We start from the raw sequence: 11,985 nt of genomic DNA, 5'->3' as shown, positions 1-11,985 counted from the left end.
CCGACGCGTCCGTCGTGTCTCAGCTCGCGACGGCGCCCCGCGAGGTCAGGCGCCATCCTCGGTGAGGACGTACAGGTGCGGAAGGTTCACCACGATCGCCTCCTGGGTGCTGCGCGCGATGACCACCACCGCCTCCTCCCGCGGGTCCGGGTTCTCCTCGCGGTGCGGTACGTACGGCGGGACGAAGATGTAGTCGCCGGGGGAGGCGCGCAGCCGCACCTCCTCGGGCGTGCCGCCGCTGTCGTCCAGGAAGACGAACTCGGGCCGGCCGCTCACCACGTAGATCGCGGTCTCCGACGCGCCGTGGTGGTGGTCGGAGCTGGCGGTCGCGGGCGCCACATGGGTCTGCCCCATCCACAGCTTCTCCGAGCCGACGCTCCGCCCGCTGATCGCGGCGAAGCGCCGCATCCCGCCGGTCTGGGCGGTGCCGCCGTCGAGGGCATCGGCGCGGATGTGGTGCAGCCGGGTCCGCAGGGGCGCCACCGGGTCGGCCGCGTCGTCCGGGGTCTCGTGCAGATGGGGATGGAAGCCCTCGCCGGGCGTCGTCAGCGGCTCGCTCATGGCGGGGACGCTAGGACGCCCCCGAAAAGGATGTCAAGAGGTGGCCTTTACGGTTCACCTGCGGCAATGTTCCCGCAACGAAGGGCGGGACCCGGCAGAACCCGCCCGGCGACGGGAGCCGGTCCTGCATGATGGTCGCATGTACATCTCCGCGAAGGCGGACTACGCCACCCGGGCCCTGCTGGAGCTGGCCCGCCACCCCGACCGCCCGCTGACCTGCGAGGCCGTGGCCTCCTCGCAGGAGATTCCGTTCCGGTTCCTCAAGTCCGTGGTGAACGAGCTGCGCAAGGCCGGGCTGGTGCGCAGCCAGCGCGGCTGCGAAGGCGGCTACTGGCTGGGCAGGGCCGCCGCCGACATCACCCTCCTCGACGTCGTCCGCGCCGTCGACGGCGATCTGATCACCCTGCGCGGCGCCCCCCTCGCCGGGCTCGACTACCCCGGTCCCGCCGCTGGACTGCCCGATGTGTGGCGGCGGATCGAGGCCGACACCGCGGCCGTCCTCGCCGGGGTCGACCTCGCCTCGCTGCTGCCCGCGCCCGCCGTCGGGCGGGGCGCCGCGTGACCGGCGCCCGGGAGCCCGCGCCGCTCGAAGTCGTCGAGTACACCGACCCGTTGTGCCCGTGGGCGTGGGGCTCGGAACCCGTCTTCCGGCGGCTGCGGGCCGCCCTCGACGGCCGGGTCCACTGGCGCCGCGTCCACGCCGTCCTCTTCGACCACGACGACGACCCGGCCCCCGACCCGGCCGCCGAGACCGCCTGGTACGCGCGGTACGTGGCCGGGATCGCGGAGCAGACCCGGGCGCCGCGAGCGGTGCCGCTGAGCCGGGTCGCGGCGAGTTCCTGGCCGGCCTCGCAGGTCGCCAAGGCGGCCGAACGGCAGGGCACTTCGGTCGCCGACCGGGTGCTGCGACGGCTGCGGGAGACGGTGTTCGTGCTCGGTGAACCGGCCGACACCCTCGCCTCCGCGCTCGACGCCGCGCGGGGCGTGCCGGGGCTCGACCCGGCGCGGCTGGCCGCCGACGCGGTCCACGGGAGCGTCGTCGACGCGGTGCGGGCCGACCGGGCGGAGGCGCGCGCCCCGCTGCCCGAGGCGTTCGCCCCGCCCGGCGGATCGCCCCACCCGGGGGCGGCCAAGGAGACGCCCGACGGTGCGCACCGGTACGCCCTGCCCACGGTGGTGGTGCGCGGCGCCGACGGGCACCGGGTGGTGCCGGGCTGGCGGCCGTACGAGGAGTACGCCGCCGCCGTCGAGGCGCTGCGGCCCGGACTGCCGCGCACGCCGGTGCCGCTCGGCCCTGACGAGGCACTGGCCCGTCACCGCAGCCTGACCGGGCCCGAGTCCGCCGTACTGGTGCGCGGCGCCTGGCCGCCGCTGCACGCCGTCCGGGTGGAGACCGAGGGCGGCCCGCTGTGGCTGCATCCCGACGAGGCCGCCACCCACCCGGCCCTGCGACCTCGGGTTTCGCCTACCGGCTGATGGATCGGTGGCCGGATCGGGCCGACCGTCCGGCCAATGAGACACCTGTAGGTGTCCATTGACAGTCGCCCGGACCGACCCCAGGATGATGGGCATGCTCACGACGCACCCCGCAGTGGTGTGCCGCTACGTGGATCTGCGGCGCACCTGTAGCGCCCTCTGTCGCTGACCGGCCGCAGGCCACGGCCGGCCGCCGCCTGACGCCCCTTCGGCGCGGGCCGACCGCCACCGCCGTCCGCGACCCTCCCACGCCGGCCCGCCCGCCGCACCGCGCGGGCCGATCCCCCAGTAACTCCCGGCTCACCGGAGCCCGTTCCGCCGTTACCTGCCCCGGTCCGCCCCGCGCACCAGCCGCCCACCGCCCTGACCCGGCCCGCCCGACGCGTGCGCCGGCACGCCGTCGCCGCACGCCCGGCGGCGGCCGGACGGCCGGGGCGCACCGGGCCGACGCCGCCAGAGAGAGAAACCCCATGCCCGGACGTCCCACGCCCCGACCCGCCCAAGCCGCCCCCCGACTCCCGGGCCGCGCCCGCCCGCCGCGCGCCACGGCCCTCGCCACTGCCCTCGCCGCCCTTCTCGTCCCCGCGCTCAGCGCCTGCGGCGGAGACGCCTCGGCCGGCGCGGGCACGGGCTCCACCCTCAAGTGGGCGTCCTCCTACTTCCCCGCCCACTGGGACCCGGTCGTCTCGGGCAGCGGCGCCCAGTTCCGCGAACTCGCCCTCGTGTATGCCTCGTTGACGAAGACCGACAGCAAGGGCAACGCCGTCCCCGACCTCGCCAAGAGCTGGGAGTACAACAAGAAGGGCGATCAGATCACCTTCCATCTGCGTCCCGGCCTCACCTTCAGCGACGGCGAACCGGTCGACGCCGCCGCCGTGAAGGCCGCCGTCGAACGCGCCAAGAAGCAGCAGAACTCCGCCCTGTTCGGCGACCTCACCTCCATCAGGTCCGTGGACGCCAAGGGGCTCGACGCGGTCGTCCACCTCACCCAGGTCGACTACCAGATCCCGCAACTGCTCGGCCAGCGCGTCCTGCAGATCGCCAGCCCCAAGGCCGCCGCCGCGCCCGAGAAGCTCGACCAGAACCCGGTCGGCGCGGGCCCGTTCACCGTCACCCAGCTCGTCCCCGGCACCAAGGTCGTCCTGAAGAAGAACCCCGCCTACTGGGACGCCGAGAACATCCACATCGACCACGTCGAACTGACCTCGGCGCCCGACGCGTCGACCGTCGTCTCCGGACTGCGCACCGGCGTCTACAACTTCGCCGACATCGAACCCAGCCAGGCCGACGCCGCCGAGAAGGCCGGGCTCGACGTCTTCGTCCAACCCGGCTTCAACGCCTCGAACATCAGCCTCAACATCAACAAGGCGCCCTTCGACAACGACAAGGTCGTCGACGCCGTCCGCCACGCGATCGACCGCGAGGAGTTCGTCGACAAGCTGACCTTCGGCCGCGGCGAGACCACCGACCAGCCCTTCCCGAAGGGCTACACGGCCTACGACCCGGCGTCCGAGAACACCTACCCCTACGACCCGGCCGAGTCCAAGAGGCTGCTGGCGCAGGCCGGTTACCGGGCGGGCGACCTCAGACTGAACCTGGTGGTGCCCGCCGAGGACCCGCAGGCGGAGATCGTCCAGTCGCAGCTGGCGAAGGTCGGCATCACCGTCACCATCAAGATCGACAAGAACTGGGCGACCCCGTTCTTCGCGAAGGACCTGACGTTCTCGCTGTACTCCACCACCGGCCGCGACTCCGCGGTCCAGACCCTCACCGCCCACTTCGGACCCGACGGCCCGCTCAACCTCTCCTCCCCGTACGAGCCCGACGGTTTCGAGGCCGCCGTCGCCGAGGTCCGCAGGACCCCGCTCGACGACCCCGACTACCCGCGCGTGCTGCGTGCCGCGACCCGGGCGGGGCTCGCGAGCAAGGCCCTCGTCTTCACCTTCTCCTCGCCCAACCTCTTCGCCAAGAGCCCGTCGCTCTCCTCGCTCCCCGCGAACCCGGCCCACCTCGAATGGACCGGCGTGACCCTCTCCGGCGCCAACTGACCACCGGCCACCACCAAGGAAGGGGCAGCACCATGACGACGACCGACCTGAGCCCCGCGCCGGCCCCGCGGCGCGGCGGCGCCACCGCCGGGATCAGGCGCACCGCGGTCCGGGCCCTGACCACCCTCGCCCGGTCGATCGCGATCTTCGTACCCGTCTTCGTGGTCGCGACCTTCGTGACGTTCGCGCTGCGCTCGCTCAGCGGCCTCAGCCCGGCCCGCGTCCAACTGGGCGAGGACGCGACACCCGAGGCCATCGCCCGGGTCGAGGCCCACTGGGGACTCGACCGGCCCTTCCTCACCCAGTACGCCGACTGGTTCGGCGGTGTCCTGCACGGCAGGCTCGGCACCAGCTGGACCAACGGCGCCGACATCTCCACCCTGATCGGTCTGGGCCTCGGCGTCAGCCTCTCCGTGGCCACCTTCGCGCTGCTCATCGGGGTGAGCGTCGGACTCGTCCTCGGCACCCTCGCCGCGGTGCGGCGCACCACCTGGATCGACCGCGCCGTCACCGGGTTCGTCACGGTGATCTCGGTGATGCCCGCGTTCGTCGTCGGCATCCTGCTGGCCGGTGTCCTCGCGGTCGGCCTCGGCCTGTTCCCGTCCGCCGGATACGTCCCGCCCGAACAGGGAGTCGGCCCCTGGCTCGCCCACATCACGCTGCCCGCCCTCGCGTTGAGCTTCGACGTGATCGCCGACGTCGCCAGGCAGCTGCGCGGCAGCCTGGTCGCCGCCTACAGCGAGAACTACGTGACCGGGGCGGTGGTCAGGGGACTCGGCCCGCGGCGGATCTTCTTCCGGCACGTGCTGCGCAACGGGCTCGGGCCCGCTCTCGCCACCCTCGGGCTGAAGTTCCCCGCCCTGGTCGGCGCCTCCGTCGTCACCGAGTGGATCTTCGGCCTCCAGGGCTTCGGCCGGTTCGCCAACGACTCCGCCCAGGCCGGCGACGTACCCGCCGTGCAGGGCGTCCTCGTGGTGTCGATCCTCCTGGTCGTCACCTTCAACCTGATCGTCAACCTGGTGCTGGCCCGCGTGACGCCGGCGGCCGGGCGAGGAGTGTGAACCATGGTGCGCAACGTCCTCTCCCTCACCACCGGCAGGATCGCCGTCGCGCTCCTGGCCCTGATCGCCCTGCTCGCGCTCCTCGGCCCGCTCCTCGCCCCGCAGAACCCGCTGGCCACCAGCGACGACACCCTCGCCGCCGTCTCCTCGGCGCACTGGCTCGGCACCGACCACCTCGGCCGGGACGTTCTCAGCCGGCTGCTCGACGGCTCCCGGGTCAGCGTCCTCGGCTCCCTCGAGGTCGCCCTGACCGCCCTGGTCGTCGGCGTGCTGCCCGGCATCCTGTCGGTGCAGCTCGGCCGGGTCTTCGAATGGATCACCCTGCGCCTCGCCGACACCCTGGTCGCGCTGCCGTTCCTGCTCTTCGCGGTCGCCGTGATCGCGCTGCTCGGCAACGGCATCACCCAGGCCATGCTGGTGACCGGCGTCCTCGTGTCACCCCTGTTCTACCGGGTGGCGCGGGCCGCGACCCTCGCGGTGGCGCGCTCCCCGTACGTCGAGGCGGCGATCGTCGCCGGCGCCTCCACCGGCTGGATCGTGCGCCGCCATGTGTGGGCCAAGGTCCTCCCGCCGATCGCGGTCGCCCTCGCCCAGACCATCGGCGTCGGCTTCGTCATCGTCTCCAGCCTGACCTTCCTCGGCATCGGCGTGCAGCCGCCCGCGCCCACCTGGGGCGGCCTCCTCGCCTCCGACCTCGGCTACCTCGGCCAACGGCCGTGGGCGCCGCTCGCCCCCGCGCTCCTCATCACCCTCACCGTGTGGGCGAGCAACCTCCTCGCCGACGCGATCCGCGACGCCTCGGGCGAGGCGGGCCGCGCCCTCGCCGGACGCCGCACGGCCCGCGCCCACCGCACGGCCGACGCCGACCCCGTCCCCTCCGGAGGCACCCGATGACGACCCTCTCCCCGGCGACCGGCACCGCGCCCGCCCCCGAACGGGCCCCCGCCCGGCCGGTGTTGTCCCTGCGCGACGTGCGGATCGCCGACCGGGCCGCGGGCCGCGAGATCGTCCACGGCGTCAGCTTCGACGTCACCTCGGGCAAGACCGTCGGCATCGTCGGCGAGTCGGGCAGCGGCAAGACCCTCACCTGCCGGGCCGCCCTCGGCATCCTCCCCGCCCACTTCGAGGTCACCCACGGCACCATCGAACTCGACGGCACCGACATCGCGACCCTCACCCCGCGCGGGTGGACGGCCGTGCGCGGCTCCGTCATCAGCGCCGTCTTCCAGGACCCGGCCTCCTACCTCAACCCCTCGATCCGGGTCGGCGAGCAGATCGCCGAAGTGCTGCGCGTCAAGAGGGGACTGGGGCGCCGGGCCGCCCGCGCCCACGCCCTCGGGCTGCTGAGCGCCGTCCGGCTGCGCGACCCGGAGCTGGTCCGGGTCCAGTACCCCCACGAACTCTCCGGCGGCATGCTGCAACGCGTCCTGATCGCGGCCGCGGTCGCCGCCGACCCGCGCGTCCTGATCGCCGACGAGGCCACCACCGCCCTCGACGTCACCGTCCAGGCCGAGATCCTCGACCTCCTCGACGACCTGCGCGAGCGCACCGGACTCGGCCTCGTCCTCGTCTCCCACGACCTCGCCCTCGTCGCCCAGCGGTGCGACGAGGTCCTCGTGATGCGGCAGGGCGAGGTCGTCGAACAGGGCCCCACCGCCGCCGTCCTGCACCGGCCGCGCCACGCCTACACCCGGCTGCTCATCGACGAGCACGAGCAGTACGGACTGGAGAGGTTCCGCACCCCCGAGGAGAACGCGTGAGCACCCCGACGCCCGCCGGACCCGTCCTCGACATCACCGGCCTCACCGTCCACTACGGCCCGCGCCGCAGGCGCCGCCGCGCCCTCGACGACCTCACCCTGCGGGTCGACCCCGGCGAGGCCGTCGGAGTCATCGGCGAGACCGGATCAGGCAAGTCCACCCTCGCCAGGACCGTCCTCGGCCTGGTCGAGCCCTCGGCCGGCACGATCCTCGTCGACGGCGAGGACGTCACCCGGCACGGCCGCCGCCAGTGGCGCGCCCTGCGCCTGCGCGGAACCGTCCAGTACGTCTTCCAGGACCCGCTGCGCAGCCTCGACCCCGACCTCACCGTCGGCCAGTCGCTCACCGAACCGCTCCTGGTGCGGGGCGTACCGCGCGCCGACGCCGTCGAACGGGCCCGCGCGCTGCTCGCCCGGGTACGGCTCGACGGCGAACTCCTCGACCGGCTGCCCGGCGAGGTCTCCGGCGGCCAACGCCAACGCGTCGCCGTGGCACGGGCGTTGATCACCGAACCACGGCTGCTCATCCTCGACGAACCGGTCAGCGCCCTGGACTCGGCCAACCGCGTCCAGGTCCTGGAGATCCTCAAGGAACTCCGCGACGCCGGGACCGCCCTCGTCTTCATCTCCCACGACCTCGGCTCGGTCGCCGGCGTCGCCGACCGGATCGCCGTGCTCCACCGGGGCGAACAGGTCGAGACCGGCACCGCGGCCGCCGTCATCGGCGCGCCCCGCCACCCCTACACCCGGCTGCTGGTCGGCTCCGCGCCCACCCTGCGCGGCCCGGCCCCCGCCGACCGTGCCGAACGCGACGCCCTGCGCGCCCTCCTGCCCGCCTGACCCCGCTCTCGCGTCCGCCTGGACCCACTCGCACCCAAGGGAAGAACCATGCCCCGCCCCCTGCACCTCGCCCTCCACCCCTACGGCGTCGGCGGCCCCGGCCAGCACGGCCTGTGGAAGGACCCCCGGGTCGCCAAGAACGCCAGCATCGACGTCAACTACTACATCCGGCAGGCCAAGGCCGCCGAACACGCCCTGTTCGACGCCCTGTTCATCGTCGACAGCCAGTTCATCAACGCCACCTACCCGGCCCACTACCTCAACCGCCTCGAACCGCTCACCCTGTTGTCCGCGGTCGCCACCCACACCCGGCACATCGGCCTGGTCGGCACGGCGAGTTCCACCTACAACTCGCCCTTCAACCTCGCCCGCCGCTTCGCCTCCCTCGACCACATCAGCGGCGGCCGGGCCGGCTGGAACGTCGTCACCAGCTTCGACACCGGCACCGCGAGGAACTACGGGCTCGACGAACACCTCGACTACGCCACCCGCTACGCCCGCGCCCTGGAGTTCGTGCAGGTCGCCCGCGGACTGTGGGACTCCTACGAGGACGACGCGTTCCCCGCCGACGTCGAGCGCAACCTGTTCCTCGACCCGTCGAAGCTGCACGAACTCCGCCACGAGGGCGAGCACTTCAAGGTCGCGGGACCGCTCAACCTGTCCCGCTCACCGCAGGGCCAGCCGGTCGTCTTCCAGGCCGGGGTCTCCGAGGAGGGCCGCGACCTCGCCGCCCGGGTCGCCGAGGGCATCTACGCGCCCGGCGGCTCGCTCGAACAGGCCCAGGAGTACTACGCCGACATCAAGCGGCGCACCGCCGCCCACGGCCGCGACCCCGAGCACATCAAGATCTTCATCCACGGCTCCCCGGTCGTCGCCGCCACCGACGAGGCGGCGCGGCGCCGCGAACGGGAGATCTTCGACGAGGACAACGACCTCGACCGCAACCTCGCCCTGCTCGGCCGCTCCTTCGGCGCCTACGACTTCTCCGGCCACGACCTCGACGCGCCCTTCCCCGACATCGCCCACCTCGCCGAGAAGGGCGGCAGGACCGCCGCCGCGTCCCTCATCGCCCGCGCCACCGAAGAGCGGCTGACGCTACGTCAGGTCGCCGAGTCCGCCAACGCGTTCCGCCGCTCGCCGTTCGTCGGCGCCCCCGACACCGTCGCCGACGCCATCGAGCACTGGTTCGCGGCCGGCACCCTCGACGGCATCAACCTCGCCTTCCGCACCGACGACGACCTCGAACTCTTCGTCGACGGCGTGGTCCCGCTGCTCCAGAAGCGCGGCCTGTTCCGCACCGCGTACGCGGCCGATACCCTGCGCGGCAACCTCGGCCTGCCGGTCCCCGCCAACCGCCACACCCGCGAGCCCGCCCTCGCCGCCGACGCGTGAGCCGCCCGCACGGCACGCGGCCCGCCCCGCCGCCGACGCCCCGCTCTCTCCCACCCGTCCACCCGACCCCCGTCCCCCCGACGCCCGACACCGCAGGAGCATGAGATGACCGAGTACACCGACCACCACGCTCCTCACGGGCTGCGGGTGCGGGGCACCGTCGTCGTGGTCCCCGGACGCGGCGAGACCCGCGCCACCTACACCCGCTTCGGCCGACGGCTGGCCGCCGACGCCTACCGGGTCCGCGTCGTGGACGCCCCCGACCCGCGCCCCGACGGCCTCGACGACGCCCTGGACCGCTTCGCGGCCGGCCTCGCCGACGCCGTCGCCGACGCGGCCGGTGACGACGGCGTCGTCGCACCCGTCGTCCTGGTGGGCGCCGACACCGGCGCCCTCGCGATCGCGGCACTGCTCGGCCGTGCCGCGCTGCCGCCCGGCCTCGCCCCGGCCGCCGCCGTCCTCGCCGGACCGCCCGCCGCCACCGCCGCCACCAACGGCACCTGGGACGACGAACTCGACGCCCGCACCGCCTGCCCCACCCACCGGGGCACCCTCACCGACGACACCGGGGTCCGCCGCGGCACCCTCGACACCCCCGTCCCGCCCGCCCTGGCCGCCGGGATCGGCCACACCGGGCCCGACCTGCCCGTGCTGCTCCTCGTCGGGGACGCCGACCCGCTCGCCGACCGCGCCGCGCTGCGCCGCACGGCCACGACCTGGCCGCGCGCCCGGCTCTCGGTGGTGCGCGGCGCCCACCACGACGTCCTCAACGACCTCCAGCACCGCTCCGTCGCCGCCGAGGTCGTCACCTTCCTGGAGACGCTCCGCAACGCGCTCGTCCCGGTCGTCGCCGTCGAGTCGAGCGCCTGGTGAGCACCGCGGGGCGGGTGTGACGGCGGTGAACCCCCGTGCGCCGCCTGGGCGGTGGCCGGATCCGGCCGGTGCCGGGGGCAAACGCGCCGTCCTCCGATCAAGGGGTGGCCGTGGCGTCCGCCGCCTCCCTAGGATGAGCGGCCAGCCGAGCCGGTCACCAAGGCGACCGGACCTGCCAGCCGGGGGAGACGATGGAGTCCGGGAAGAAACTGTCCACCACGATCGACGCCGCCGTGCCGACGGCCGCGCGCATGTACGACCACTACCTGGGCGGCAAGGACAACTACGCCGTGGACCGGGCGGCCTGCGAGGAACTGGACAAGGTGGTGCCCAGCACCCGGGCGCTCGCCCTCAACAACCGCCGCTTCCTGCAGCGGATGGTGGGCACCCTGGCCCGGGAGTACGGGGTGCGGCAGTTCCTCGACCACGGCTCAGGGCTGCCCACCCAGGACAACGTCCACCAGGTGGCGCAGGCCGTCGACCCGGACTCCCGGGTGGTGTACGTCGACAACGACCCGATGGTCCTGGTGCACGGCCGCGCCCTGCTGGAGCAGAACGAGCGGACCGCCGTCATCCAGGCCGACCTGCGCGACACCGAGCGGATCTTCACCCACCCCGACACCCGGCGGCTCATCGACCCGTCGCTGCCGGTGGCGGTGCTGTTCAACTCGGTGTTCCACTGCATCCCCGACAGCGACACCGAGGGCCCGCCCGCCGTGGTGCGCCGGGTCCGTGAACGGCTCGCCCCCGGCAGCTTCCTGGTGATGTGCCAACTCGTCAGCGACGACGCGGAGGTCAGGGACTTCGTCACGGACTTCATGAACCAGGCGACCCAGGGGCACTGGGGACGGGTCCGCGAGGAGAGGGACGTCGCCGAGTGGTTCGAGGGCCTTGAGGTCCTGTCGCCCGGCCTGGTCGAGGTCTCCACCTGGCGGCCGGACAGCGACGTGGTGCCCCGGCAACTCACCCAGGAGTGGATCGAGTTCGGGGGAGTGGGCAGGATCGGATAGGGGGTGGCGCGCGGGTCAGGGCGTCCGGTAGCGCTGGTCGAGGGTCTCGCGCAGCATCGCCAGGGACGCCCTCGGGTCGAGCGCCTCGTCCGCCAGCCGGTCCAGCGTCACCCGGTACTCCTCCGTCTCGTCCCGGTCCTCGAGGAACGTCGCGCTCCTGATGTGTTCGAGATAGACGATGTCCGGCAGATCGAGCCCGCCGAAGCGCAGATACGTGACCGGGATGGCGGGCGACGACGCGTTCGTGACGTCCAACGGGACGATCTGCACGGTGACATGGGGAAGCGCGGCCATCGCCACCAGATGGGCGAGCTGCTCGCGCATCACCTCACGGCTCTCCAGCACCCGCAGCAGCACCGACTCGTCGAGGATCGCCCACAGCTGCGGGGGTGCCGTGCGGCGCAGCAACGCGCTGCGCCGCACGCGCAGTTCGACCCGCCGTTCCACCTCGCGCGACGGCGCGGTCGGCAGCCCGCGCTCCACCACCGCGCGGGCGTAGGCGGGCGTCTGGAGGAGCCCGGGAACGTACTGGATCTCGAAGGTGCGGATGGCGACGGCCGCCTCCTGGAGGCCCACCAGCCGGTCGAACCACTCCGGCAGCAGCCGCTTGTCGTACCGCTGCCACCAGCCCGGCTCCCCGGCCCGCCCCAGGAGCCGCAGCAGCACCGACGCCTCGTGACCGTCCGTGCCGTAGAGCTCAAGGAGCGCCCGGACATCGCGTTCGGTGGGCGGTCTGCGGCCCTTGCCCGCCTCGATCCGCGACAGCTTCGCCGGACTGAACCCGACGGCGCGGGCGGCCTGTTCCTGTGCCAGTCCCGCGTCCTCGCGGATCCCCGCGAGCTGCACGCCGACCAGCATCTTCAGCAACGTCGGGGCGGGTTCGGAACGTGCCAGATAGGGTTCGAGACGGGAGACGCGCGGTGACTCGGAGGGCATCCTGGCTCCCGGTCGCGGGGGGACAACGG

12 protein-coding genes are annotated in these 11,985 nt (G+C 73.5%); 10 read left to right on the top strand and 2 right to left on the bottom strand.

Features of this window, described 5'->3' with window-relative positions; all coding sequences use genetic code 11:
- Positions 1-45: 45 nt before the first annotated feature.
- The gene (locus tag DDJ31_RS01620; RefSeq protein ID WP_127182097.1) at positions 46-561 is read right to left on the bottom strand and encodes a cupin domain-containing protein; all 516 of its coding nucleotides are present in this window, start codon (positions 559-561) and stop codon (positions 46-48) included.
- Positions 562-700: 139 nt separating this feature from the next.
- Here DDJ31_RS01620 and DDJ31_RS01615 point away from each other — a divergent pair, with 139 nt between their 5' ends.
- The 10 genes from DDJ31_RS01615 to DDJ31_RS01570 all read left to right on the top strand — a co-directional run bounded on the left by DDJ31_RS01615 (position 701) and on the right by DDJ31_RS01570 (position 11,020).
- Positions 701-1,123, top strand: coding sequence for an RrF2 family transcriptional regulator (locus DDJ31_RS01615; protein WP_127182098.1), 423 nt, complete (start codon positions 701-703; stop codon positions 1,121-1,123).
- Positions 1,120-2,037, top strand: a complete 918-nt coding sequence (locus DDJ31_RS01610; protein WP_127182099.1) for a DsbA family oxidoreductase — start codon at positions 1,120-1,122, stop codon at positions 2,035-2,037. The genes DDJ31_RS01615 and DDJ31_RS01610 overlap by 4 nt, the downstream gene beginning before the upstream one ends.
- A gap of 470 nt (positions 2,038-2,507) precedes the next feature.
- Positions 2,508-4,085 (top strand): ABC transporter substrate-binding protein, encoded by a 1,578-nt coding sequence (locus DDJ31_RS01605; protein WP_127182100.1) that lies wholly within the window; start codon positions 2,508-2,510, stop codon positions 4,083-4,085.
- Positions 4,086-4,117: 32 nt separating this feature from the next.
- Complete coding sequence (locus DDJ31_RS01600; protein ID WP_127182101.1) at positions 4,118-5,146, top strand: ABC transporter permease; 1,029 nt, start codon at positions 4,118-4,120, stop codon at positions 5,144-5,146.
- Between the two features lie 3 nt (positions 5,147-5,149).
- Complete coding sequence (locus DDJ31_RS01595; protein WP_127182102.1) at positions 5,150-6,040, top strand: ABC transporter permease; 891 nt, start codon at positions 5,150-5,152, stop codon at positions 6,038-6,040.
- Positions 6,037-6,906 (top strand): ABC transporter ATP-binding protein, encoded by an 870-nt coding sequence (locus DDJ31_RS01590; RefSeq protein WP_127182103.1) that lies wholly within the window; start codon positions 6,037-6,039, stop codon positions 6,904-6,906. Before DDJ31_RS01595 ends, DDJ31_RS01590 begins: the two co-directional genes overlap by 4 nt.
- Positions 6,903-7,745, top strand: a complete 843-nt coding sequence (locus DDJ31_RS01585) for an ABC transporter ATP-binding protein (protein WP_127182104.1) — start codon at positions 6,903-6,905, stop codon at positions 7,743-7,745. Before DDJ31_RS01590 ends, DDJ31_RS01585 begins: the two co-directional genes overlap by 4 nt.
- A gap of 48 nt (positions 7,746-7,793) precedes the next feature.
- Positions 7,794-9,137 (top strand): LLM class flavin-dependent oxidoreductase, encoded by a 1,344-nt coding sequence (locus tag DDJ31_RS01580; protein ID WP_127182105.1) that lies wholly within the window; start codon positions 7,794-7,796, stop codon positions 9,135-9,137.
- Between the two features lie 105 nt (positions 9,138-9,242).
- The gene (locus DDJ31_RS01575) at positions 9,243-10,010 is read left to right on the top strand and encodes an alpha/beta hydrolase (protein WP_127182106.1); all 768 of its coding nucleotides are present in this window, start codon (positions 9,243-9,245) and stop codon (positions 10,008-10,010) included.
- 191 nt (positions 10,011-10,201) lie between these two features.
- Positions 10,202-11,020, top strand: coding sequence for an SAM-dependent methyltransferase (locus DDJ31_RS01570; protein WP_127182107.1), 819 nt, complete (start codon positions 10,202-10,204; stop codon positions 11,018-11,020).
- Between the two features lie 15 nt (positions 11,021-11,035).
- Here the strand turns inward: DDJ31_RS01570 and DDJ31_RS01565 are convergent, their stop codons facing one another.
- Positions 11,036-11,956 (bottom strand): helix-turn-helix domain-containing protein, encoded by a 921-nt coding sequence (locus tag DDJ31_RS01565; RefSeq protein ID WP_127182108.1) that lies wholly within the window; start codon positions 11,954-11,956, stop codon positions 11,036-11,038.
- Between the last annotated feature and the right edge of the window lie 29 nt (positions 11,957-11,985).

The sequence above is a fragment of the Streptomyces griseoviridis genome, assembly GCF_005222485.1.
In the GTDB taxonomy this organism is placed as follows: Bacteria; Actinomycetota; Actinomycetes; order Streptomycetales; family Streptomycetaceae; genus Streptomyces; species Streptomyces hintoniae.
The sequence above is the reverse complement of the archived record's forward strand: the minus strand, read 5'-3'. Positions and strand labels throughout refer to the sequence as shown.